Source organism: Nonomuraea ceibae (assembly GCF_019396325.1).
In the GTDB taxonomy this organism is placed as follows: Bacteria; Actinomycetota; Actinomycetes; order Streptosporangiales; family Streptosporangiaceae; genus Nonomuraea; species Nonomuraea ceibae.
This window is the reverse complement of the sequence record NZ_JAHKRO010000047.1, coordinates 23,479-46,614: the sequence shown is the minus strand read 5'-3', so window position 1 is coordinate 46,614 and position 23,136 is coordinate 23,479. Positions and strand designations below refer to the sequence as shown.

The 23,136-nt window shown below is 70.0% G+C and carries 24 protein-coding genes and 3 pseudogenes; 15 read left to right on the top strand and 12 right to left on the bottom strand.

Features of this window, described 5'->3' with window-relative positions; genetic code table 11:
* Nucleotides 1–80: 80 nt before the first annotated feature.
* Entirely contained in the window at nucleotides 81–698 is a 618-nt protein-coding gene (locus KME80_RS26510) for a hypothetical protein (protein ID WP_246645825.1), read from the bottom strand.
* Between the two features lie 50 nt (nucleotides 699–748).
* Complete coding sequence (locus tag KME80_RS53315; RefSeq protein WP_443681633.1) at nucleotides 749–1,453, bottom strand: recombinase family protein; 705 nt, start codon at nucleotides 1,451–1,453, stop codon at nucleotides 749–751.
* A 380-nt stretch (nucleotides 1,454–1,833) separates the two neighbouring features.
* Here KME80_RS53315 and KME80_RS26500 point away from each other — a divergent pair, with 380 nt between their 5' ends.
* From KME80_RS26500 to KME80_RS26485, 4 genes are all read left to right on the top strand, one after another.
* Nucleotides 1,834–2,691 carry an alpha/beta fold hydrolase gene (locus tag KME80_RS26500; RefSeq protein WP_246645824.1) on the top strand — a complete coding sequence of 286 codons (858 nt, stop codon included), beginning with the start codon at nucleotides 1,834–1,836 and terminating at the stop codon, nucleotides 2,689–2,691.
* Between the two features lie 212 nt (nucleotides 2,692–2,903).
* Nucleotides 2,904–3,629 (top strand): ferredoxin reductase, encoded by a 726-nt coding sequence (locus KME80_RS26495; RefSeq protein WP_219508914.1) that lies wholly within the window; start codon nucleotides 2,904–2,906, stop codon nucleotides 3,627–3,629.
* A 29-nt stretch (nucleotides 3,630–3,658) separates the two neighbouring features.
* Nucleotides 3,659–3,925 (top strand): DUF6510 family protein, encoded by a 267-nt coding sequence (locus tag KME80_RS26490; protein ID WP_219508911.1) that lies wholly within the window; start codon nucleotides 3,659–3,661, stop codon nucleotides 3,923–3,925.
* Nucleotides 3,926–3,927: 2 nt separating this feature from the next.
* Nucleotides 3,928–4,524, top strand: a complete 597-nt coding sequence (locus KME80_RS26485) for a sulfite oxidase-like oxidoreductase (RefSeq protein WP_219508909.1) — start codon at nucleotides 3,928–3,930, stop codon at nucleotides 4,522–4,524.
* A gap of 651 nt (nucleotides 4,525–5,175) precedes the next feature.
* On the opposite strand, the gene KME80_RS26480 is transcribed toward KME80_RS26485, so the two are convergent.
* A complete protein-coding gene (locus KME80_RS26480; RefSeq protein ID WP_246645823.1) occupies nucleotides 5,176–5,775 on the bottom strand; it encodes a P-type ATPase actuator domain-containing protein in 600 nt (199 codons plus the stop codon).
* A 162-nt stretch (nucleotides 5,776–5,937) separates the two neighbouring features.
* Nucleotides 5,938–6,210: a hypothetical protein gene (locus KME80_RS50705; RefSeq protein ID WP_246645822.1), complete on the bottom strand. Its 273-nt coding sequence runs from the start codon at nucleotides 6,208–6,210 to the stop codon at nucleotides 5,938–5,940.
* 254 nt (nucleotides 6,211–6,464) lie between these two features.
* On the opposite strand from KME80_RS50705, the gene KME80_RS26470 reads away from it, so the two are divergent.
* Nucleotides 6,465–7,145 carry a CBS domain-containing protein gene (locus KME80_RS26470; protein WP_246645821.1) on the top strand — a complete coding sequence of 227 codons (681 nt, stop codon included), beginning with the start codon at nucleotides 6,465–6,467 and terminating at the stop codon, nucleotides 7,143–7,145.
* A 99-nt stretch (nucleotides 7,146–7,244) separates the two neighbouring features.
* Nucleotides 7,245–7,904, top strand: a pseudogene (locus tag KME80_RS53310) (DUF4389 domain-containing protein); the annotation flags it as partial.
* 1,078 nt (nucleotides 7,905–8,982) lie between these two features.
* Here the strand turns inward: KME80_RS53310 and KME80_RS26460 are convergent.
* Nucleotides 8,983–9,147: pseudogene (locus KME80_RS26460) on the bottom strand (universal stress protein); the annotation flags it as partial.
* Between the two features lie 233 nt (nucleotides 9,148–9,380).
* Here KME80_RS26460 and KME80_RS26455 point away from each other — a divergent pair.
* Nucleotides 9,381–10,022, top strand: coding sequence for a response regulator transcription factor (locus KME80_RS26455; RefSeq protein ID WP_219508905.1), 642 nt, complete (start codon nucleotides 9,381–9,383; stop codon nucleotides 10,020–10,022).
* 977 nt (nucleotides 10,023–10,999) lie between these two features.
* On the opposite strand, the gene KME80_RS26445 is transcribed toward KME80_RS26455, so the two are convergent.
* From KME80_RS26445 to KME80_RS26435, 3 genes are all read right to left on the bottom strand, one after another.
* Nucleotides 11,000–11,269 (bottom strand): ATP-binding protein, encoded by a 270-nt coding sequence (locus tag KME80_RS26445; protein WP_219508903.1) that lies wholly within the window; start codon nucleotides 11,267–11,269, stop codon nucleotides 11,000–11,002.
* A gap of 5 nt (nucleotides 11,270–11,274) precedes the next feature.
* Complete coding sequence (gene gap, locus KME80_RS26440; protein ID WP_219508901.1) at nucleotides 11,275–12,258, bottom strand: type I glyceraldehyde-3-phosphate dehydrogenase; 984 nt, start codon at nucleotides 12,256–12,258, stop codon at nucleotides 11,275–11,277.
* Nucleotides 12,259–12,664: 406 nt separating this feature from the next.
* Nucleotides 12,665–13,075, bottom strand: a complete 411-nt coding sequence (locus tag KME80_RS26435; protein WP_219508899.1) for an Hsp20/alpha crystallin family protein — start codon at nucleotides 13,073–13,075, stop codon at nucleotides 12,665–12,667.
* A 797-nt stretch (nucleotides 13,076–13,872) separates the two neighbouring features.
* Here KME80_RS26435 and KME80_RS53300 point away from each other — a divergent pair.
* From KME80_RS53300 to KME80_RS26415, 4 genes and pseudogenes are all read left to right on the top strand, one after another.
* Nucleotides 13,873–14,273, top strand: a pseudogene (locus KME80_RS53300) (FAD-binding domain-containing protein); the annotation flags it as partial.
* 120 nt (nucleotides 14,274–14,393) lie between these two features.
* Entirely contained in the window at nucleotides 14,394–14,621 is a 228-nt protein-coding gene (locus KME80_RS26425) for a hypervirulence associated TUDOR domain-containing protein (RefSeq protein WP_219508898.1), read from the top strand.
* A gap of 2 nt (nucleotides 14,622–14,623) precedes the next feature.
* A complete protein-coding gene (locus KME80_RS26420; RefSeq protein ID WP_219508896.1) occupies nucleotides 14,624–14,953 on the top strand; it encodes a DUF3140 domain-containing protein in 330 nt (109 codons plus the stop codon).
* 464 nt (nucleotides 14,954–15,417) lie between these two features.
* Nucleotides 15,418–15,690 carry a DUF1876 domain-containing protein gene (locus tag KME80_RS26415; protein WP_219508895.1) on the top strand — a complete coding sequence of 91 codons (273 nt, stop codon included), beginning with the start codon at nucleotides 15,418–15,420 and terminating at the stop codon, nucleotides 15,688–15,690.
* A 256-nt stretch (nucleotides 15,691–15,946) separates the two neighbouring features.
* On the opposite strand, the gene KME80_RS26410 is transcribed toward KME80_RS26415, so the two are convergent.
* The 4 genes from KME80_RS26410 to KME80_RS26395 form a co-directional block, all read right to left on the bottom strand.
* Entirely contained in the window at nucleotides 15,947–16,792 is an 846-nt protein-coding gene (locus KME80_RS26410) for a sulfite exporter TauE/SafE family protein (protein ID WP_219508893.1), read from the bottom strand.
* A gap of 35 nt (nucleotides 16,793–16,827) precedes the next feature.
* Complete coding sequence (locus tag KME80_RS26405; protein ID WP_219508892.1) at nucleotides 16,828–17,406, bottom strand: rhodanese-like domain-containing protein; 579 nt, start codon at nucleotides 17,404–17,406, stop codon at nucleotides 16,828–16,830.
* 39 nt (nucleotides 17,407–17,445) lie between these two features.
* Complete coding sequence (locus tag KME80_RS26400) at nucleotides 17,446–18,780, bottom strand: MBL fold metallo-hydrolase (protein WP_219508890.1); 1,335 nt, start codon at nucleotides 18,778–18,780, stop codon at nucleotides 17,446–17,448.
* A gap of 82 nt (nucleotides 18,781–18,862) precedes the next feature.
* The gene (locus KME80_RS26395; RefSeq protein WP_219508889.1) at nucleotides 18,863–19,132 is read right to left on the bottom strand and encodes a metal-sensitive transcriptional regulator; all 270 of its coding nucleotides are present in this window, start codon (nucleotides 19,130–19,132) and stop codon (nucleotides 18,863–18,865) included.
* A gap of 327 nt (nucleotides 19,133–19,459) precedes the next feature.
* Between KME80_RS26395 and KME80_RS26390 the strand changes: the two genes are divergently transcribed.
* From KME80_RS26390 to KME80_RS26375, 4 genes are read left to right on the top strand one after another with little or no spacing between them, the layout of a single operon-like run.
* Complete coding sequence (locus tag KME80_RS26390; RefSeq protein WP_219508887.1) at nucleotides 19,460–19,810, top strand: hypothetical protein; 351 nt, start codon at nucleotides 19,460–19,462, stop codon at nucleotides 19,808–19,810.
* Complete coding sequence (locus KME80_RS26385) at nucleotides 19,810–21,264, top strand: phytoene desaturase family protein (RefSeq protein ID WP_219508886.1); 1,455 nt, start codon at nucleotides 19,810–19,812, stop codon at nucleotides 21,262–21,264. The genes KME80_RS26390 and KME80_RS26385 overlap by 1 nt, the downstream gene beginning before the upstream one ends.
* A complete protein-coding gene (locus KME80_RS26380) occupies nucleotides 21,261–22,160 on the top strand; it encodes a phytoene/squalene synthase family protein (RefSeq protein WP_219508884.1) in 900 nt (299 codons plus the stop codon). Before KME80_RS26385 ends, KME80_RS26380 begins: the two co-directional genes overlap by 4 nt.
* Nucleotides 22,157–23,131 carry a phosphate acyltransferase gene (locus tag KME80_RS26375; RefSeq protein ID WP_308125941.1) on the top strand — a complete coding sequence of 325 codons (975 nt, stop codon included), beginning with the start codon at nucleotides 22,157–22,159 and terminating at the stop codon, nucleotides 23,129–23,131. The genes KME80_RS26380 and KME80_RS26375 overlap by 4 nt, the downstream gene beginning before the upstream one ends.
* Nucleotides 23,132–23,136 lie beyond the last annotated feature (5 nt).

The window sequence follows — 23,136 nt, the reverse complement described above, 5'->3', positions numbered from 1 at the left end:
AGGCAGGCATGCACAGGACCGTCACGGACACCCGGACCGGCACCGCCGTCCTGGACGCGCTGGACCCGCTGATCACCGCACTACGCGAGCGTGGGTACGACGTGGCGGGACCACGCGTCCGCGACGGCGTGATCCGCTTCACCGCCCTGGAGCCAGCCGCGGACCTGCCCACGGGCCGGGCGACGAGGAGGGCCTCCGGCAGGTACCGGCTGCGCGGGACCGGCCGGGCGGCATCCCGGCACGACCCGCCGGACGACGACCGGCCGGTCTTCGTCTTCGCCGCGGGCCCCGATCGCCTCGTCCACGCCTGGCACGGCCCGGCAGAGAGGCGGCACCGCGTCCGGCGCCCCCTTCAGATGCCGCCGGTCGCCGGCCACGACGGGGGCGCGCCGGCGTACCGGATCGAAGGGGAAGCGCGCCGTGACCTCATCGTCGACGTCGGCGGCCAGGCGCAGCGCCTCGACGTGCAGGGCGACCTCCATGGGGTCGCCCACCGGCTTGCCACCGCTCATCCGTCCGGTCGAACTCAGCACCGCCGAGCGCAGCACGCCGACAGGCGAGCAGGTGGGTGACCAGAGGTCAGCCACCGTCATCTCATCGCGGGTCAGCGTGCCGGTCTTGTCCGTGCAGATGAACGTGGCTGACCCGAGCGTCTCCACCGCTTTCAGGTGACGTACCAGGGCGTTGCGGGCGGCCATCCGCTGTGGGGGGCGGCCGGAATACGCGAGAAACGGGCCGCCGGAAGGAGTTAATCCTCCTGACCCGGCGTCTTCTGCTGCGCTATCGGAGTTCCGCGTTCGGGTGAGGATGACCTTGCAGGCGGTGCTGCAGTTCGGCCTCCTCCGCTGTCAGCGCCTGGCCCGGGCATCGGATGCGGGCCGGGCGGGGCCGGGGGATGTCTCCGTCTCGCAGGAGAGCGAAGTCGGCGTGCGCCGCCTGGACGGCTTCGGGGTAGGCCTGGGTCTCCTCGTGCGAGGGCCCGGTAGATGCTGGCCAGGGGCTCGGCGGCGTCGCGGCCCAGCCGTTTCATCTCATAGACGGTGAGGATGACCCGGCAGTGCGGGGCGTGCGCCTTGATCTGCCGGGCCAGCGTGAGCGCCGCCTCGAACTGCGGGCGCACCTTGACCCGGGTCGAGATCTTCTCGGCGAAGATATTCGCCCGGTGAATCCCGTGCGCGGCGAGTGCGTCCAGTTGCGACTGCAACTCCGGGGTGAGGGCGGAGCAGTGGGCGTAGCCGATCCGGATGTCGGCTGAGAGCCCATCATCACCGAGGGATGCGGGCGGCGGGGTGCCCGGCCGCCACGGCTGCCCGGGCCCGCGGCCGGCCGGGGTGATCACCCGCAACAGCTTCGCCAGCCGTGGGTTCTTGGTGAAGCGGCCGGTGTGGTAGGTGCCGGCCACCGCACCCGAACGCGACCGGCACGGCGAACCGGGCGCGACGGCGCATTCCAACCACAGCGCGCCGGTCGGCGCGTGTCACCTTCGGGCGGTCGCTGTGCCAGACCCTGCATGAGCCACTTGCGGGCTGTGCCGGCTGGGGGCCGGGGTGGAGTGCCGGCCCGGCTCCATGACCACCACCGAGCACACCAGCGTCGGCATCGCCGCCTGTCCAGGGCCATGGAGTCCGCATCCAGGCTCGGCCAAGGCCGACCGGGCCGATCGGGCAGGCAGGCGGGCAAAAGCCTTCGCACCCCGCCTTGACCTTAAAACGACCGTGGAGTGCGGTATTGCATGCCCTGGGGTGATGCGCCCCGATCTCCTGATGCGCCGTCCGGCCCTCGGCAGGGGCCGCGGTCAGGGGCCCGAGCCGCGCGCCCGCGGCGTCCATCGACATGACGATCGACCCCTGTGGAGGGTTCACCATGCCGTACATCACCACCCGCGACGATGAGCAGATCTTCTTCTACGACTGGGGCAGCGGCCCGCCGGTCGTGTTCATCCATGGCTGGCCGCTGAACGCCGATGCCTGGCACGACCAGATGAAGGCGGTCGTCGACAACGGGTTCAAGGCGATCGCGCACGACAGGCGCGGTCACGGCCGCTCCAGCCAGCCCTACGACGGCTATGACTTCGACACCTTCGCCGACGACCTCAACGACCTGCTCACCGCCCTGGATCTTCGCAACGTCACGCTGGTGGCGCACTCGATGGGTGGCGGCGAGCTGGCCCGCTACATCGGCCGGCACGGCACCTCCCGCATCAGCAAGGCCGTGCTGCTGTCGGCGGTGCCGCCACTGATGCTCAAGACCGCCGATAACCCCGAGGGCACCCCGCAGGAGGTGTTCGACAAGATCAAGAAGGGGATCCTCACCGAGCGGTCGCAGTTCTGGCACGACAGCGCCGACGGCTTCTTCGGCGCCAACCGCCCGGGCAACAAGGTGACCCAGGGCAACAAGGACGCCTTCTGGCTGATGGCCATGGCCGAGAACATCCAGGCCGGAGTGGCCTGCGTGGATGCCTTTTCCGCCACCGACTTCACCGAGGATCTGAGAAAGTTCGACATCCCCACCCTGATCGTGCACGGCGACGACGATCAGGTCGTGCCGATCGCGGCCTCCGGCGACAAATCCGCCAAGATCATTCAGAACTCCACCTACAAGGTGTACCAGGGCGGCTCACACGGCATCGCGCTCGTCCCCGGCGACAAGGAGAAGTTCAACGCCGACCTGCTGGACTTCCTGCGCAGCTGACGGCACTCGCCGCCCGGCGCAGCGCGCGGTCCAAGGGGTGCCCGGTCGGCTGACCTGCCGCTGCCGCGCTGCGGCGCTCGGGTCCCGATCGGTGCCTGCGTACCGACGTGCCTGCGTACCAACACTGTCGGGAGGCGGGATCTTCCGGGGAAGGGCCGCACCGGCCCGGCCCCGGAAGAGCAACACGATCAACACACCATCGGAAAAGACCCATGACGGCAACACCACCGCAACCCCGGGTGAACTGGCAGGCGGCCACCATCACCGGCACCGACGCGGAGAACGCGCGCACGCGCACGCTGCAGCTTCAGGTGCCCGGCTGGCCGGGCCACCAGGCCGGGCAGCACGTGGACGTGCGGCTCACCGCCGAGAACGGCTACCAGGCCACCCGCGCCTACTCCCTGGCCGGCGCGCCCGGCGAGGATCCGGCGCTGACCGTGGTCAGGGCCGAGGGCGGCGAGGTCTCCCCCTATCTGGTGGACGTGATCCAGACGGGCGACCAGGTGGAGCTGCGCGGCCCGATCGGCGGCTACTTTGTCTGGAAGCCCGGCCCGCGCCGGCGGCCGGTGCTGCTGCTGGCCGGCGGCTCGGGCGTCGTCCCGCTGCGCGCGATGCTGCGCCACCGCGCCCGGCTGGGCGACGACACGCCGATGCGGCTGCTGTACTCGGTCCGCTCACCGGAGCAGGTCATCTACCGCCGGGAACTGGCGGGCCAAGCCGACCGGGTGAGCCTGCTCTACACCCGCACCACACCACCCGGCTGGCCACGCCCGCCCGCCCGGCTCGACCACACGGCCCTGGCCGGGCAGGCCTGGCCGCCCGAACAGGCGCCGCTGGCCTACGTCTGCGGGCCCACCACCTTCGTCGAGCACGCCGCCGGTCTCCTGACCGATCTCGGCTACACGCCCGCCGACGTCCGCACCGAACGCTACGGCTGACCCGCACCGCCCATCACGAGAGGATCTTCATGCCACCCATCGACGGCAACGCCGCGGCCGGAACGCTGGCCGCCTTCTTCGGCAGGGACATGACCGCCGCCCACGGCCTGTGCGCAGCCTGCGACCAGCACGCGCCGCTGGCCGAGGCACTCCTCTACGGCCCGGCCGCCGGGACCGCGCTGCACTGCCGCACCTGCGGCAACCTGCTGATGACCATGATCGAGGCACCCGGCGGAATCATCGGCGCTATGCCCGGCCTGACCAGGCTCGACACCCGCCCGGCAGGAGGAGTGTGAGCATGGCCGTCATCTCCCGGGGCTTCACCGGACGTGGCCAGACAAGCAATCGGCTGCCGCCCGGCCAGACCCTGACCACCGGCTTTCCCGTGCTGACCGCCGGGCCCACCCCACACGTCAGCACCGCCGACTGGAACTTCACCCTGCTCACCGAGACCGGCACCGAACACACCTGGACCTGGACCGAGCTGCGGGACCTGCCACAAGACAGCCCGCACACCGACATCCACTGCGTCACCGGCTGGTCGAAGTTCGACACCGACTGGCAGGGCGTGTCCCTGGACATACTGCTGGCCGAGGTGGAGACCAACGCTCAGTTCGCGCAGGCCTACTGCCACGGCGGCTACACCACCAACCTGCCGCTGGCCGACCTGCGCGGCGGGCAGGCATGGATCGCCCACACCTTCGACGGCGCGCCGCTGCCGGCCGAGCACGGCGGCCCGGCCCGGCTGCTGGTCCCGCACCTGTACTTCTGGAAGTCCGCCAAATGGGTGCAGGGCATCCGGCTGCTGGAACACGACCAGCCCGGCTTCTGGGAGCGGGCCGGCTACCACAACTACGGCGACCCGTGGCGTGAACAGCGCTACTGGAACGACTGACCACCACCATGCACACCCACCCTGCCTACCTGCGCCCGCGGCTCATCGCCCTGGTCATGGCCGGCGATGACGCCGCCGTCCCAGGGGACGAAGCAGGACACGAACACCAGGTGGGCCACCCATTCCGGCCACCAGGCCGCCACCGCGGGATCGTGAGGCCGGCCATCGAGTGCCCGACCAGGACGACCCGGCCAGCGTCCTGGTAGGCGTCGATGTCGGCGACCGCGGCGTCAGCGAAGTCGGCGATCGTCAGGCCGGCCACCAGGATCGACTCGGTGAGGACGGCCGAAGCATCACCGCTTAGGCGGCGCCGGAAGGAACATGCGCGAGGACGCGCAGCATGACGCTGTGGGCATGGCACCTGGCGCGGACGTTGTGGATGTCGACCAGATCGCGGCAGAGCCGGAGCAGCCTCGACACGGTCAACGGGTTCTGGTGAGGCTGGCGGTGCTGAGCCTGTTGTCGGACGCCTCCGAGCGGCGTCCGCTGCTGTGCGTGGTCGATGACGCGCAGATGGGGGTCGCGCCGCGCAGTGGGCGGCCGCGGTCCTGCAATGGTCTGGGCCGTAATGAGCAGGCGCTGGCGGCGGCGCAGGCCTGCACCCGGAGCGCAGTCCGGGCCCGCCTGCGGTGCGGAACCTGTCCGGCCGGGCTACCTCACGCCGGAGCAGCCGGGAACAGCACGCGCGGCTCCAAACAGCAACTGGCCTTGGGTATCGGCGTGCACGGTATCGGGCTGTGTCCTGGCTCCATACCCAGCAGCTGGGCCAGTCCGAAGAACGCGGCGCGCACGGCCAGCGCGATCCCGGCGACCGGTGGCCGCCACGACGGCTTCCGCCTGTCCTTCGACTACGAACATGCCTGAGAAGGCCCGCTCCCCCGCCGCCGGGCGCAGCAGGCGGCTCTCCCTGGTCAGCCTCGACTCGTTGAGCCCCAGCGCGTGGACGTGCGCCAGTTCCAGGTCCGCCGAGATCCGGTCCCCCGCCTCCAGGACGACCGCGTCACCATCACCAGGTCGGCGGCGTCGATGAGAACGCGCCTGCCGTCGCGGCGCACGACCACCTTGGCAGGGATCAGCTCGCGCGGACGTGCCCCACAGCAGCAGGGCGAAGAAGTGTGCCATCTGGCGCAGCAGCAGCACGACCGCGGGCTTGCGGCGGATGGGCGGCAGGCTGTTCGGGCCATTCTGGGCCGGCCTGGCCGCCGCCTCTGCCGTGGCGAGCCCTTGCCTGAGGCAGGACTCAGTGGTCATGCCCGCGCTGTGGGCGCGTGGGGGCGCCGCCTCACAGGGACTTTCGGGGTTCAGTATTCACCCACCAGCGCGACCGGGCAGGGAGCGTGTTGAAGGAGAGAGCCGGCCAAGCCAGCACGGATGGCGCGCTTGCGACCCACGACCAGGAGCGCCGCGACTTCGTCATTGCTGACCGGCTGACTTCATACATGCGGATAACGGTTCACGCAGTCGCCGAGGTCTGCGACGGGAAGCCGGCACAGGGCGGCCTCGCCGATCGCGAATTCCAGAACAGAGGTATCCGAACGGGATGGCCTTGCGCAGGTGGGACGCGGCCACGTCTGCCGCCTGACCGTAGGGCCACTGCCAGGCGTGGGTGACGATCAGCGGCACCTTCCTGCGCTCGGCCTCGTCCAGCGCCTGCATGGAGAAATCCGACCCGCCATAGGCGAGCACGAACTCATTCTTACTGGTTCCTCCCATCCGGCCGCGCACGATCCGGCACCGACGCCGCACGGCGGTGGCCTCACGACCAGCGCTGCCCCGCAACGGGCCTCTGGCAGGAACTTTCGGCGTTCACCGCCTGGCAGTCCGGCTCTGATCGGCGGACCAACGACAGCGGCGCGGGGGACCTTCGCCTCTGTGAACGGGTTCATGGCGCGAGGTGCGATGGAGCTAGCCGACCACCTGCCTGAGAAGGGTTGAGCGCCATGCGTATGACCGTCGCCGACGTGATGACGACCGAGGTCGTCACCGTCGCCGCCACCACCCCGTTCAAAGACGTCGCCGCAGCGCTCGTCTCCGGCGGCATCGGTGCCGTGCCGGTGCTGGACGACGACCGCCATGTGATCGGCATGGTGTCGGAGACCGACCTGCTCCACAAGGAGGAGTTTCGCGAGCAGTACCACCGGGAGGGCTACCGGTCGCCGCTGCGCGCCCGACTACGCCACCCGAAGGCCCGGAGGAAGGCAGCGGGTGCCACCGCCGCCGAACTGATGACCAGCCCCGCCGTCACCGTCTTCGCCGAGGCCACCGCGGTCAAGGCCGCCCGCCTCATGGAGGCCCACGACGTCGGGCGGCTCGCCGTCGTCGACTACAACGGCAGGCTGGTGGGCGTGGTCAGCCGCCGGGACCTGGTGAAGCTGTTTCTGCGCCCGGACGAGGAGATCGCCGCCGACGTACGCGACGACGTCCTCGGCCGCAGGCTGTGGGCCGATACCGACGCGGTCCAGGTCCGCGTGTGCCGTGGAGTCGTGACGCTCTCCGGCTGGATGGAGCGCCGTACCGAGGCCGCCTTCGCCGTCCGCATGACCGGCGGCGTCAACGGAGTGGTCGACGTCCTCGACGAGCTGACCTGGAAGCAGGACGATGTCGACAGGCGGCGCACGTAGCCATCATGAGTGGACCGGCGCTTGAGTCGGGTACAACGGCGCGTGAAGTAGGGACCTTCGCCCGCAGGCGGCCCTCATCGCGGGTGGTGCGCTGGAAGCATGAACACCTATCCCGTACGAGTCGAGGCCCGGCTGGAGGAGCCCCTCAACCGGGGCCTCTGGATCGTCAAATGGTTCCTGGCGATCCCGCACTACGTCGTGCTGAGCCTGCTGTGGACGGCCTTCGTGGCCCTCACCGTCGTCGCGTTCTTCGCGATCCTGTTCACCGGCCGGTATCCGCGTACGCTGTTCGACTTCAACGTCGGCGTGCTGCGCTGGACCTGGCGGGTGGCGTACTACACCTACGGCGCCCTGGGCACCGACCGCTACCCGCCCTTCACACTCGGCCCGGCCCGGGACTATCCGGCCACGCTGGAGATCGACTACCCCGAACGGCTCTCGCGCGGCCTGGCGCTGATCAAATGGTGGCTGCTGGCCATCCCGCACTACCTCGTCGTGGGCCTGTTCACCAGCGGCAGCGTCATCTCCTGGCGGAGCGATCTGCCCGACGGCAGCGGCGGCATGCTCTACACGCTCGACTGGGGTGGCCTGATCGGGCTGCTGGTCCTCATCTCGGCACTGTTCCTGCTGTTCACCGGCCGCTACCCGCAGGGCGTGTACGACCTGGTGGTCGGCCTGAACCGGTGGTCGCTCAGGGTGGCCGCGTACGCGGCTCTCATGACGGACGCCTACCCGCCGTTCCGGCTGGAGCAGGGCGGCCACGAACTGCCGCGGATGCGCGAACCCGCCCGTTCCCCGGTCCGGCACACCGCCGGCTCCGTCGTGGCCATCACCCTGGGTTCGCTGCTCGCCTTCGCCGGGATCGCGACCGCAGCCACCGCCACAGGTACAGCGGTGCTCGGCCAGGCACGCGACAGCGAAGGGTTCGTCAGCGTCACCACCGGGCGCGTGTCCACGTCCACCTACGCCCTCACCACCGAGCAGGTCACCGTCGCGGGTCAAGGCGTACGGTTCCTGCGCGAGAGCGTCGGGCGCGTCCGCATCGAGACGCCTGGCGCTCCGCTGTTCATCGGCATCGCCCGTCAGGACCACGTCACCGCCTACCTGGACGGCGTCGCCCACGAGCGCATCACCCACCTGGCCTTCCCAGCCGGCGACACCGGCTACGACCGGCACCCCGGCTCCGCTCCGGGATCGCCTCCTGGTGCCGAGCCCTTCTGGGTGGCCACCGGCTCGGGCAGCCTGACGTGGGACATCCGGCCGGGCGAGTGGGCCGCAGTCATCATGAACGCCGACGGCACACCCGGTGTGACGACTGACCTCACCTTGGCCGCCACCCTGCCTCGGCTTGGCCGGCTGACCTGGATGCTGACGATCGCCACAGTGATTCTGCTGACAGGCGGGATCGCGCTCGTGCTGACCGGTATCCGCCTGGCCGCCGTCCCGGCGCGCGAACCCTCATACGCCACCCCGGCGGCGTGAACCACAGTTCCCCACACGGATGGGGAAGCGTCCGCATTACGGCCATGCTGCAGTGCGCGTAATGCAGGACGCCCCGGCTGACCGGGCCGAGCAGCGCCCAGCACGTTCTCCCCGGCCCCCTTCAGGAACCCGGACGCCGGACTGCCATCCGAGGCCCAAGCCCGCTCAGTCGGCGTGGCCCCCGAATGTCTTGTCCGGGAACGCCTACAAGAACATCCAGCTCAGAGCGATTCGGGCGATGATCAGACGTAGTCGACCGGACAGCGGGCGGCGGGCGTTGCGGTGCCCATGGCAGGCCTGTCGACGGTGGTGATGGTCCCGTCACCGGCCCCGGCAGTGGACAGGCTTCCTCTCTCCGTGACCGTACCACCGCGACCGGGCAGGTTACGTGGTGAAGCACACCGTGGCTGATCGAGCCCAGGACCGCGGAAGCGAAACCGCCCAGCCCGCGGGAGCCCTCGACCACCAGGTCGGCCGATGCCCCGACCCTGGCCAGCACGCCCACTGGGTGTCCCGCCAGCGACGCGTGGGTGATCCGCCCGCTTGCGAGGACAGCTCCGTCAGCACCGCCGACGGCGTTTGCCCTGTTCCCCACGACGCCAAGATGGTGCTCTTCATCGGTGCCTCCCCTCGTCCGGTTCTTTTCAGACTCTCTCGGAAGGCGTTGTCGGTCGGAGGCATTCCGCTCCTCCACGAGACCTTGGCTCGCCGGCGTCCTTCCGGCTATGCCGCTTGTTCGGTAGCGTCACGAACATGATTCGTGTCTTCCTCCTCGACGACCACGAAGTGGTCCGCAGAGGGGTCGCGGCCTTGCTGAACTCCGAGAGCGACATCGAGGTGATCGGCGAGGCCGGCACTGCCGAGTCCGCGATCGCCCGCATCCCGGCGCTCAAGCCTGACGTTGCAGTGCTGGACGTACGCCTGCCGGACGGCAACGGCGTGGACGTGTGCCGCGAGGTGCGCTCCCGGGTGCCGGGGCTGGCGTGCCTGATGCTGACGTCGTTCGCCGACGACGACGCGCTGTTTGAGGCGGTCATGGCGGGAGCCGCCGGCTACGTGCTCAAGCAGATCCACGGCTCCGACCTGGTGGGCGCGGTGCGCACGGTCGCCTCCGGGCAGTCGCTGCTGGATCCGCAGACCACCGCCGCCATGCTGCAGCGGCTGCGCGATCAGGCCGCCAGGAAGGACCCGCTCGCGGCGCTGACGGATCAGGAGCGCCAGATTCTGGACCTGATCGGCGAGGGCCTGACGAACCGGCAGATCGGCGAGCGCATGTTCCTGGCCGAGAAGACGGTCAAGAACTACGTCTCCAACCTGCTGTCCAAGCTTGACATGCAACGCCGCACTCAGGCCGCGGCCCTGGCCGCCCGGTTGCGCGCCGAACAACGGAAATAGCACCCGCTCGCGACGTCCACCACACCGTCGACGTTCCGGACCGCCTCGATGAGGGCAACGGCCTTTCGAGCTCCGCCGCACCCCACCGTTGATCCCTGGTGTGACAGTGCCCGCCGGGGGGCCGTGAGCGGGGCCGCCGTCACTGCCGCGACCTTCTTGTGCTCGCGTCGGCGTCTGCCAGGGATCGACCCCTTGTGCCGCTCTGGTTGGACTCCTTGAGCGGTATGTCATCCTCGGAGGCCATACGGGCCGGCTGGTGGAAGGCGTTCATCCTCATTTGATCACCAAAGGAGTTGCTCAGCTACTGTCGATAACGTTTTGGGCTGCGTCACCACCGCTGACCGGGCACGGCTCACTCTTCCCAAAGCCGCCTTCCGAGTGGATCGGACGGAGGGGGCCCGGCCTTCGGGGCCTTGCCGCAGGCGTTAGCGGTCCTCCGCCCTGCCGCCTCCGGCGAGGTCGCCACTGCCAGGACCTCGGCGCCGGGCCGCTAGGGCCATCAAGCGCCTCCCTGTTGAGATATCGGCTGGCCAGTGACTTCCGCCAGCGATTACGACGGAGGCCATCTCCGACCTTCGTCCTGCACCGCGTCAACAGGTGTGACATCAAGCCGGTTCGGGTTCTGCTCCTACTGGCAGGTCGCCTGGGTATGCGGCCCCTCCCACTTGTCAGCGGCCAAGTTCGTGTGCCACTGGCGGCCACGTAGAAGTCTCCACCTCTTGGCAGTTGACTACCTCTTGATCAGCCGTGCTGATGTCCTGGTTCGTACCTGTTGAATCCGGAAGGATTCGCCCTCGGTGACCACGACGATGCTGTGGTGCAGGAGCCGGTCCAGCAGGCTGACCGCGGCGGTGTGCTCGGGCAGGAAGCGGCCCCGCTGGTCGGGTCGACGCCGGTAGTAAAGACAATCTCGCCCGCCAGGGACGCGCCGACCAGATCCCCGCTCGCCGGGCGGGACCGCCGGTGAAGGGGGTCCGTCAGGCAGGCACCGTGCGGGGAGTCCGGGCCCGTGGTCGGTTACTTCGCAGAGCAGGGCGCCGTCCGCACACCACAGGCGGAGCAGACCTCGTCCGCCGCCCGTGGGCCACGGCGTTGGTCACGCACTCGTCGGCCGCCAGCAGGAAGTCGTCCAGCCGTACCCCTTCGAGCCCGCGCTCCCGCGCCGCCCGCAGGAGCAGGCGGCGCGTGCGCTGCAGGCACTTTCCGTCGAAGCGGAGGCTGATCGCCGGCAGAGTGGTCGCGGGCATGGTGATCACGCCATCCGCTGGGCCATCTCGACCAGCCGGTTGGCGTAGCCCCATTCGTTGTCGTACCAGCCGAAGACTTTGACCAGGTCGCCGCTCGCCTGGGTGAGCGGGGAGTCGAAGACACAGGAGGCGGTGTCGCCGACGATGTCGCGGGAGACGAGCGGATCGGTGCTGTAGCGGAGGATCCCGTGCAGCTCGTCCCGAGCGGCCGCGGCGAAGGCGTCGTTGATCTCCTGGGCGGTGACCGGGCGGCTGAGCTGCGCGGACAGGTCGGTGATCGAGCCATCCTCGACCGGCACGCGGATGGCGATGCCGTCGAGGCGGCCGTTCAGCTCGGGCAGGACCTGGCCGACCATGCGGGCGGCGCCGGTGGTGGTGGGCACGATGTTGACGGCGGCCGAGCGGGCCCGGCGCGGGTCCTTGTGCGGGGCGTCCAGCAGCATCTGGTCGCCGGTGTAGGCATGGATGGTGGTCATGAAGCCGCGTACGAGGCCGAAGTTCTCGTGCAGCACCTTGACCATCGGCGCCACGCAGTTGGTGGTGCAGGAGGCCAGCGAGACGATCTCGTGCCGGGCGGGGTCGTAGGCGGCATCGTTGACGCCCGGCACGATGGTGACGTCCAGTCCCTTGCCGGGGGCCGACAGCAGCACCTTGCGGGCACCGGCCTTCAGGTGGCTCGCCAGAGCGTCCCGGGTGCGGAAGCGGCCGGTGGCGTCGATGACCAGCTCGACATCGTGAGCACGCCAGTCGATCTGCTCCGGGTCGGAGCAGCCGCTCACGACGATCTCGCGGCCGTCGACCTCCAGCCTGCCGGGGGCGGCGCTGACAGGCAGGCCGAGCGGCCCGTACGTGGAGTCATGCTTGAGCAGGTGGGCCAGAGCGGCCGCATCGGTGATGTCGTTGACGGCGACGACCTCGAGGCTTGTTCGGAGCGCGCTGCGCAGGACGGCCCTGCCGATCCTGCCGAATCCGTTGATCCCGATTCTCATGCCTCCATCGTCCGGAACCCAGGGCCCGCCGTTCAGAGGCCACGGTCCTTCATGGGATGGACCTTCGGCCCTCCCCCGCCTGCCATGGTTATCGCTCGGTCTCGTCACGTCTGCCGACCAGTGCCGGCTCCCGAAACCCTGCCGCCAGCCGTTCGGCTCGTCACACGGGCACACCGGGTCGGCAGCACTCCGCAGGCTTCCTTCACGATCAACCCCCATTTCTTCGGTGCGATGGCCGACAAGGCGACATCCCGAAAGGTCAGCTCGATCGACCGCCATCCCACATGTGCGGCCCCGGGTGCCAGTCGCCGGATGCCGTACGATGCCGGCGGCGATGCGCGCGTCCGGTCCGTCTTCGCCCAGGCAGCAGGCGCGGACGGTAGCTCCGCCCGCGCCCGGTGAGGCGTCAGTGCTCGACGGTGATCCGCCGACCCGCTGACTCCTCCTCTGCCAACCCGACACTGACCTCCAGGACGCCGCCTGTGTAGACGGCCTTGACGTCGTCGGTCCTTGCTGTGGCGGGCAGTGTCACCGTCCGGGAGAGCGACCCGTAGGCGAACTCGGAGCGATGCGGCTCGGCGGCCTTCCGCGTCTTCTCCGCCCGGATGTGAAGCGTGCCGCCGTCCACCATGACCTCGACGTCCTTGTCGGGGTCGATCCCGGGCAGCTCAGCGCGCAGCACGTACCGGCCATCGGCAACGTAGTCCTCAACCCGGACGATCTGCCCGAAGGGGCGAAACCCGAACATCGGGCTCTCCATCCACTCCAGCAGTTCCGGGAACGGGAACCTGATGTCCCGCCGCTCGACCACGTTCATTGCGGCCTCCTTCCGTGGAGTCCTAGTCCCACGCCTCCAGACCACACCCCACGCGGCCGCGGGCCCAGAGCACAAAGACCCGTGTCGGCGGGTCCATTATCACCTTCCGCCCTGCGAGGGCCTAGCGCAGGGACTTTCGCCCCTGGCGGCGAGCGCATCGACGGCATGGACTGAGAGTGTCAGGTTCCGCCTGAAGGGAGACCACCATGGACTGGCCCCTGGCGATCGTCATCATCTCCGTGGTTTTCGCTGTCACGGTGATCTTCACCTCGTTCATCGCTCGACCGAAGAAGTAGCGCCGGCGGCGCGGGGCGCACGGCACCCGGCGCCGTGCGCCCCCACCGTCTGGACAGCGAATCCCCTGTGCCGCCGCCTGCCTCTTCTCCGTTCATGGATGTAGGTCTCCACCCGCAGGTAGTACGCGACCTCCACCCCGGCCAGTGCCCGCCCCGTCCGCCCGGCGTCCGTGGCGCCACCGCCCGCCACCGCGTCCATCAGTGGATGCGCCGCGCTCTGCTGGGCTACGCCGACGCCCACGACGGTCTGGTCGGTGACCATACCTCACGGCTGAGCCCCTACCTGAGGTTCGGCTGCCTGTCACCGCTGAGACTGGCCCACCTGGCCGCCGGCAGCGAGGCGTCCGTCCGCCAGTCGTGCTGGCGCCACTTCTACCACCAGGTCACGTACGCCTTCCCTCGCATCAACCGGGGACGACTACCGCCCCCGCAGCCACCGCTGGCGCGACGACGAGGACGCGCTGCAGTCCTGGCGCAAAGACATGACCGGGCTGCCCATCGTGGAACGCCGGCATGCGCCCGCTCCTCGCCGAAGGCCGGATGCACAACCGGGCCCAACTCATCGTGGCCTCCTACCTGGTCAAGCTTCTCGGCATCGCCTGGCACGCCGGTGCCCGACACTCTTCGACCACCTGCTCGACGGAGACGTGGCCAACAACTCGGGCGACTGGCAATGGATCGCCGGCACCGGCGACACCCGACCCAACCGCGGCTCAATCCGCTGCGCCAAGCCCAGCGATGCGACCCGGCGGGCGACTGCGTACGATGCTACGTTCCCGGGGCTCGCCGACGTGTCCACCGCCCACATCCATCAGCCCTTGCGTCTGGCCGCACCACCGGACGGCTACCCCCCCCCCCGATGCTCTGACCGACTGGTGACCCGATATCGGGCGGCCGCGTGACATCGACGCGCGGCGGAGCGATCATGACCCAGAAGCGATACGGCCGCGCCTTGACCCGAGGATGGGCGTGTCGATGACTACTCTGAGGCGTGCGAGCGCAGGTTCGGGTAGTCGCAGCGCATGACGAAGAAGCGGAAGGAAGACCTGTCGGTTGGCGACGAGGTCACCTGGCGAAGCCATGGATCCACCGTCCATGGCAAAGTCGAGAAGAAGATCACCAGTAGGCGGAAGGAAGCCGGCCGTACCGTGGCCGCCACTCCCGACGAACCCCAGCACGTGGTGCGCAGCGAGAAAAGCGGCAAGAAAGCCGTGCACAAGCCGTCAGCCCTGCGAAAGGACGAAGGCTAGCGATGACCGAGGAGGAGCGGGCGATCGCGGCGGAGTTCGGCCAGGCGGTGAACATGACCGCCAAGGAACTGGAGCACTGGCTCACCACGGATGAGTCCAAAGCGGTCGGGCAGAAGGACGACGGCGGCGAATCCACCGGCCACGAATCGGGCCGCAAGATCGTCGACCTGCTCCACGCGAAGAAGGCGTCCCTCACCGCCCAGGACTACGCTCACATGCGCAAGGTGATCGGCTACATACACCGGCACCTGGCGCAACGGCCTTCCGGCGACGTCCGAGAGTCCAGATGGCGCTATTCGCTGATGAACTGGGGCCATGACCCGCTGAAATGAGCCGGGTCCCCGGACCGAGCCGCCACGTCACCGCCAGGGCGGCCGAATCCCGGTGGACGGAATCCGACATCGCCGAGCGCAGGTCACGGTGCCCCCGGCGTGCGAACTGTGACCCCGGAGGGTACGAGGCTCGCCAGGATCGATCGGTGGCCGGCGAGCGCCCGACGTGATCAGCCGCCCTCTCGCTGCCGGAAAGCATCGGATCGGAGGAGTAGCGACGCTCGCGCGGACACTCCGACTTTGATCATGGCGCAACGACGGTCACGTCCGCGGGATGCATTCGCACCGTCGTCAAGCGCACCTCCATCACGCTCCGGCAGGACATGGACCTGTCTAGGGCCGGTCGGTCTCATACAGGTGAGCGCTTCGGGGCAGGGGCTACGTGAGGACGTCCAGCCCTGGCGTCAGCCGGGCCCGGGACGGTGCGACGGAGGGGATGGCCCTCACGATGGAGGAACAAGATTATGGAAGCCAAACAGTGGACGGTACAGGTTTACCTGGCCGAGGACGGCGACGACACTCACGCCCGGGCGGTATTGAGCACTCAGGACGGCCAGGAACGAATGACCGGCACGGGTCACGCCCGCCGTAACCCGGCCGACCCGTCAGTGCCGGAGATCGGCGACGAACTCGCGGCCTCACGGGCGCTGACCAACCTTGCCGATCAGCTCGCCATCGTCACGCAACATGACATCACCAAGGTCGCCGACGCGCCGGTCCCGAGCCGATCGTGGTGATTCGGGAAGTAGAGCGAATCTACCGCCATGGCGGCCGCAGAGGTGCGTTTCAGATGGTCGAGGCGTGCGTCGATCCGCAGGGTGTCTGGCACCGGGAGTATCGGGATCCGGCGCGCGACCGCTACCGGAGACGCAGCACCTGAGGCTGGTCCGGGGGCGCTGGCCGGTCCGGCTCAAGCCGACTCGGCAGGCGTACTGGGCCGCGCTGGTGCAGGCAGACTGCGCACGCAAGCGACGGTCAGCGCGAGGATCGCGGCTACGTCGACTGGCGTCGGCGCCGCAGCGCGAGCCCGAGGGCGGCGGCCGCCACCGCGCCGGCGGCCGTCAAGACGGTCCAGCCACTGTGCAGCAGCGCCGGCGGCGCCTGCTGAACCAGGACGAAGGTACCCATCGTCAGGACGAACCAGCCGAACGCTCTGCGCAGCCGGTCCGCGTTGAGGCGGCCGGCCAAGGAGCCGCCGACAAGCCCGCCGGCCACGGCCGCCACGGCAACCGGGAGCGCAAGGGACCAGTCGACAGGGACGCTGTGCAGGTATCCGGCCAGGCCCGCCAGGGACTTCATCGCGATGACGACCAGCGAGGTGCCCACCGCCACACCCATGGGCAGGCCGCCGAGGAGAACCAACGCTGGGACCACCAGGAAGCCGCCTCCGGCGCCGACGACCCCGGTCACCAGACCCACCGCGACGCCTTCGGCGACCACGTGCAGGATGGGCAGTTCCCTTGAGGCGGATGCGGCCCGGCGGGTGGGGCGGTCTCGGATCATGGCGGCTGCGGTGGCGAGCATCATGACGGCGAAGCTCCCCATCAGCAGCGCTTCGGGGAGGTGTGGTCCGATCAGCCCGCCTCCGTACGCGCCCGCCATCCCGGCAGTGCCGAAGATCAACCCGGTGCGCCAACGGATCCGTCCGGCTCTGGCGTGGCCGATGGCGCTGACCGCGCTGGTGACGGCCACGACGAACAGCGACATGGCGATGGCCTGCTTGGTCGGTACACCGGCGAGATAGACCAGCACGGGGACGGTGAGGATGGACCCTCCGCCGCCGAACAGGCCGAGCGTCATGCCGACCACGACGGCAGCGGCAAGGGCCAAGGTGATCATAATTACCCCCGGGGGTATGGCTGAGTCACAAAAAGTCATTCGGCATCGTGCGCGGGACGCCGGCGTAGGCGGGCGATGGATATCTCGGCATCCACACCGCCGGCGCGGTTGTATGGCAGGCTGGCCAGGAGCATGCCCATGCCGCAGGTATCGGTGACAGCCGCAAATGTCAGGCCCGCGCCGATGAACGCGGCGACGAGCACGGCGGCCGGTACCCAGAGGCTCGCCATGACCGAGCCGAGCACGATGCCGCCGGCAACGAGCCGGACCTGCCGCTCCAGCGGCCAGCGTGGCCGTCCGCGGATCGCCGGCGCGCCGGAGGCGATCCAGGCGTTCATGCCGCCGTCCAGGACCGAGACGTCGGGCATCCCCGCCTCGCTGAGTGCCGTCCTGGCACGCTCGGCGCGACCACCGGACTGGCAGATGAGCAGCATGCGACCTCCGGCATCGGTCACGATGCGCCGCAGGTGGGCGTCGACCTGGTCGAGAGGCAGGTTGATGGCGCCGTCGATGTGGGCGGACTCGAACTCCGCAGGGGTGCGGACATCCACGACAAGAACGTCGGGGTCGGTCGCGATCAGCGAACGGGCGGAAACCGCATCGATGTGGGACACGAATGTTCTCCTAACAGGGCGATGTGTGCTGAATGGAAGTCAGGCGGCCTGACGCCGGTGGAGCGCTGCCACGACGTCGGGGACGCCAGCGCCGGTGAGCACGAGCGGCCGGTAGCCCTCTCGGGCCAGGAGGCCGGCGGCTATGTTCGCGCGGCGGCCGGAGGCGCAGGCGACGAGCACGGGCCTCTCCGGGTCGAGTTCGGCGGGGATGCCCTGCTTGATCAGGTCGGGCAGGAACCGCTCGACCGCGCCCGGCAGCCGGATCCGCTCCCGCTCGCTGTGCATCCGGACGTCCAGGAACTGGGCATCGGGTTGTGCGAGTCGCTCGACGAAGACGTCGAGTTCGGCCAGTTCGTAGGCCTGTGTGGCGGCTCCGCCAAGGTCACGGACGACGCCGCGCACGGTGTCGATCCCGATCTGGGCGAGCTGGGTGACGGCCTCCGTGACGTCCTGGTCGGCCTCGGCGACCAGGGTGATCGGCTCGGCGTAGGGCAGCAGCCAGCCGGCCCAGCTGCCGAAGTCGACGTCCAGTTCGATGCCGATCGACCCGGGGAGCATGCCAGTGGCCTGTGCCTGCCGAGGGCGGATGTCGACGACCTGGGTGTCCTGGGGAACGGTGTCCAGGACGGGGACGCGAACCGGGGGCATGGGGGGCACGCCGAGCGTGTTGGCCGGACCCATGTGCTGGTAGAAGGTGGGCACGGGCATGGGAGCCGCGAGCAGCGCGTCGGCGAACTCCTCCGGGTCGTCGATGGCCAGCATCGGATTGCCGTCGCGTTCGGCCGCGATGGAGGAGGTCAGCCTGCCTGCGCCGGTCGCGGTGCAGAACGAGCCCTCGCCGTGGGTCGGATACAGGCCGATGCCGGGCGGCAGCGAGGCCAGGCGGTGCAGGGAGCCGTACTGCAGACGGGCCAGGGAGCGGGCCCGTTCAGGACCGAGCAGGTCAGGCCGCCCGGCCGAGGCGACGAGCAGGCTGCCTCCGGAGAAGAGCGCCGCCGGTTCGCCGTCGACGAACACCAGATAGCTGGTGTGCTCGGGGGTGTGGCCAGGCGTATGGACGGGGCGGAGAGTCAAGCCGTCGCCGCCGTCGATGTCTTCCAGATGGAAGGCGGGCGTGTGCCGGTAGGCGGGTGCGGCGGCGGCGGGCAGCACGAGTTCGGCGCCCGTGCGCAGCGCAGCCTGCTCACCGCCGGAGACGTAGTCGTTGTGGAGGTGAGTCTCCAGCACGAGCCGCAGCTCGACGTCGCGTTCGGCGGCAACGCGCAGGAAGCGGTCGATGTCGCGCTGGGGGTCGACGAGGACTCCCTTGCCCTCGTGCGTCAACAGGTAGGTCTGGTCGCCAAGGCCGGGCGTACGGAACGAGATGACGTCCATTATCCCTTCACTCCTCTCAATACCCCCAGGGGTATGCGGAAGGCAGAAAGATGCGGCCACGGAGGCCCCGTGACCGCCAGTATCAGGCGAGCGCCAGGAAGAGCTTCTCCAGCTCCGCCACGCTCATGGGCGGCCGATCGCCGCGGCCCTGCGCATCCTGGCAGTGCCGCAATCCCGTCGCGACGATCTTGAAGCCGGCCCGGTCCAGCGCTTTCGAGACGGCGGCGAGTTGAGTGAGCACCTTCGTGCAGTCTTCGCCCGCCTCGATCATCGCGATCACTCCGGCCAGCTGGCCATGTGCCCGCTTCAGTCGGGTCAGCGCGTCGCCCACCATGCTCTCGTTCAGCTCCATGCTTGGAGCATACCCCCCGGGGTACCTGAAAAGGCAAATCACATGAGAACAGGTCAACGCCACGCCAAAGCAGGCTGGAGCCGGCTCCGATGGCGTAGCCCGGGTTCTCTCCCTGACCGATGCGTGCTCGCGCATGGTGTTCCCGCTGCCGTTCGACGTGTCCGGGCTGCCTTTTCGCGGTTACAGGATTCGTCGGACGAATGCGCGGGCGTGTCCCGTTTGGGATCCGGCGTCCGATGGTTACCGTGAGGATGCGTTTCGGATCGTGTGCAGCCGGGTCCGCTCCTCCTGCGAAGACTTGCTATGGCGACAGAAGGAGATGCGTGCATGGACACGATGACCTCGCACATCGTCCAGGCGCGCGAGCTGGTTGACCGGCAAGCGGCCAGTCTGCATCGGAGGCCCGGCCGACGGCGGGATGCCTGCGGGTTCGGCGAGCCGGTGACGACGCTGCCCTCCTGGAGCCGGGCCGGCACGGCGCTGCTGGACGTCGGGCGGCGCGTGGGGCCCGCGCGTGAGATCCTCTCCCGGCCGCGGGTCGCTGGCAGGGCGGCGGAGCGAATCATCGCCGTGGTCGAGGAGGCGTTCACCGCGCTGGATACACCGCCTGATATCCCGCCGGAAGCCAGACAGGTGTTGACGCAACTGGCCGCGCTGCGCACCGCCGGGGATGTCTGATGAGCCCGGTGGTGGTCGTCGGGGCGGGCCTGGGAGGGCTGTCGGCGGCCGTCCATTTGGCCGCGGCCGGCCGGCCGGTCAGCGTGGTGGAGGCGTTCGACGTGCCCGGTGGCTGCTGCGGCACCGTGCGCCTCGGCGCGTATCGCTTCGACGCCGGTCCATCCGTGCTGACCATGCCCGGCCTGCTGGCCGAGGTGTTCGGCGCGGCCGGTCAGGAACTGCGGAGCTGGCTGCCGTTGCGCCGGTTGGACCCGTCGTACCGGATGGTCTTCGACGACGGGTCGCGCCTGGACGTGCGGCCGGAGCGCGAGGCGATGACCGATCAGGTACGCGAGGTGTGCGGGCCTGCGGAGGCGGCGCGCTACGAGCGGTACCGGCGGCTGCTCGACGAGATGTTCCGGGTGGAGTGGCCGGCGTTCATCGACGCGGACATGACCAGGTTGCGCGCTCTGGTCCGGCCTGCGGCGCTGCTGCGGCTGGCCGCGCTGGGCGGTTTCCGGCGGCTGGACCGCCTGGCCGCCCGTCACTTGACGGACCCGCGGCTGATCAAGGCGCACACCTTCCAAGCCCTCTACGTGGGGCTGTCTCCGCAACGGGCGCTGGGCATCTACGCCGTCATCGCGCACATGGACACCGTCGGCGGCGTGTACTTCCCCGAGCACGGCGGCATGAACGCCATTCCGGTGGCCATGGCGGCGCTGCTGGAGAAGCTCGGCGTAAGCATCCGCTATGGCGTGCGAGCGACAAAGGTGGAGACCGACGGGGACGGCGTCACCGGCGTCCTGCTGGAGGACGGCGAACGGCTGCAGGCCAGGCACGTGGTCGTGGCGTGCGACCGGCTGGCGGCCCGCCGGCTGCTGCCGGACCTGGCGGACGACTGGCGGCTGCGCCGCCCCCGCCACTCCCCCTCCTGTCTGGTGATGCACGTCGGCCTTGATCGCCCCCTGGCCGATCAAGCGCACCACACGCTGCATTTCGGGCGGGCCTGGCGGGAGACGTTCACGGCGCTGGAAGCGGGCCGTCCACAGCCGGACCCGAGCGTGCTGGTCACCAGCCCCGAGCCGGACGGCGAGGCCGCGCCGTCCGGGCACGCCACGCTCAGCGTTCTCGAACCGGCGCCCAACCTGCGACACGCCGACTGGGACCAGCTACGCCCCCGGATGGAGGCTCGGCTGCTCGGACGCCTGGCCGACCTCGGTTACGGCGACCTCACAGGCGCACCCCGGCTGGTACTCGATCCGCCCGCCTGGGCGGCACGCGGGCACAGCGCGGGCACCCCGTTCGCGCTCGACCACCGCCTCACACAGACGGCGTGGCTACGCCCCTCCGCCGTCGCCCGGCGGGTACCGGGGCTGCACTTCGCCGGCATGTACACCGCACCCGGAGTCGGAGTTCCTCCCGTGCTGATCTCCGGCCGGCTCGCCGCCCAGCGCATCCTCGAGGGGGCCCGTTGACGCTCACCGCCAGCTACGAACGCTGCCGGCGGCTCCATGCCCGCTACGGCCGCTCCTACTATCTGGCCACGCGGCTGCTGCCGCAGTGGAAACGGCGGCACGTACACGCTCTGTACGGCTTCGCCCGCTACGCCGACGAGATCGTCGACTCCTTCACGATGACCGACGATCGAGCCCGCGCGCTGGACGCCCTGGCAGCCCGCGTCGAGGGCGGGCTGGTGGGGGCCAGACCGGACGACCCGGTGCTGCCCGCGTTCCTGCACACCGTGCACTCCTTCGGCATCGGCCATGACGACATCGGAGCCTTCCTGACGTCGATGCGCGCCGACCTGTCGGTGACCCGGTACGCGACCTACGACGACCTGCTCGGCTACATGGCCGGTTCGGCCGCCGCCATCGGCACGATGATGCTGCCGGTGCTGGAGCCGGCGCCCGGCCGTGAGGAGGCGGCCCGCGAGCCGGCGCGCCAGCTCGGGCTGGCCTTCCAGCTCACCAACTTCCTGCGGGACGTCGGAGAAGACTTCGCCCGGGGCCGCGTCTACCTGCCGACGGAGGACCTGGACAAGTTCGGGGTGCGGGTGGAGGACCTGGGCGCCCGCCGTACCGGGACCGCTCTGCGGGACCTGCTGGCCTTCGAGTCCGGGCGCGCGCGTGACCACTACCGTGCCGCCGTCCTCGGCATCGATCTGCTCGTCACCTCGTCGCGGCCGTGCGTGCGCGCCGCCTTCGATCTGTACGGCGGCATCCTCGACGAGATCGAGCGCCGCGGCTTCGAGGTCCTGGCGGATCGGGTACGGGTTCCGCGCCGGCGCAGGGCGGCCGTGTTCGCCCGGCATCTGCTGGCCTCCGCCGAGGCGGGCAGGGCCGAGCGCCGTGTCCGCATGGAGCTCCCGTGACCGTCGGGCTGCCCGTGGTCCTGGACGCCATGGGCGGCGACCACGGGCCGGCCGAAACGGTCGCCGGCGCGGTGCTGGCGCAGCGGACGCACCACGTGCCGGTCATCCTGGTCGGCGACGAGCCACGGCTGACCGGCGAACTGCGCGGGCACGACGCCATCGGCGAGGTCGCGACGGTGCACGCCGAGGACACCGTACCGATGGCCGAGCGCGGCCCCGGCGCCGCGGCCCTGGCGACCTCCAGCCTCGCTGTCGGCTGCCGGCTGGTGAGCAGCGGGGCGGGAGGCGCGTTCGTGTCGGCCGGGTCCACCGGCGCGGTGGTCTCCTGCGCGGTGCGCGGCATCGGCCGGTCAGGCGGCGTGCTGCGGCCCGCTCTGGCCGTGGCTCTGCCGTCGCTGCGGGGCGGTGCGAGCGTGCTGGTGGACGCGGGCGCGACCGCAGATCCGAGTCCGGCCATGGTCGCCCAGTTCGCCCTGCTGGGGACGGCTTACGCACGGACCGTCCTCGGCCGTGCCGACCCGGTGGTGGGCTTGTTGTCGATCGGCTCCGAGCCGGGCAAGGGCAACCGGCTGACCCGCCGGGCCGAGGAACTGCTCGCCGGGTCGCCGGTGCGCTTCCACGGCAACATCGAGGGCCATGACGTGCTGGCAGGGACGGTGGACGTGATCGTCACGGACGGCTTCACCGGCAACGTCATGCTGAAGAACATCGAGGGCTGTGTCCGCACGACGCTGACCATGGTCGCCGAGGCCGGTATCGCCTCCGCCGACCGGCTGACCGAGGTGGCACGCCGCTACTCCCCGGAAACCCACGGCGGCGCCGCCCTCCTCGGCCTGCTCAGCACGGTCGTCGTCGCGCACGGTTCCTCCCGGGCGGCGACGATCGCCCGCGCCTGCGCGGTGGCGTACGCGCTGTCGGGACAGAACCCGGTGGCAGGACTCGAGGCCGTGGCGACGGAGCCGGTGCCGTGACCGTC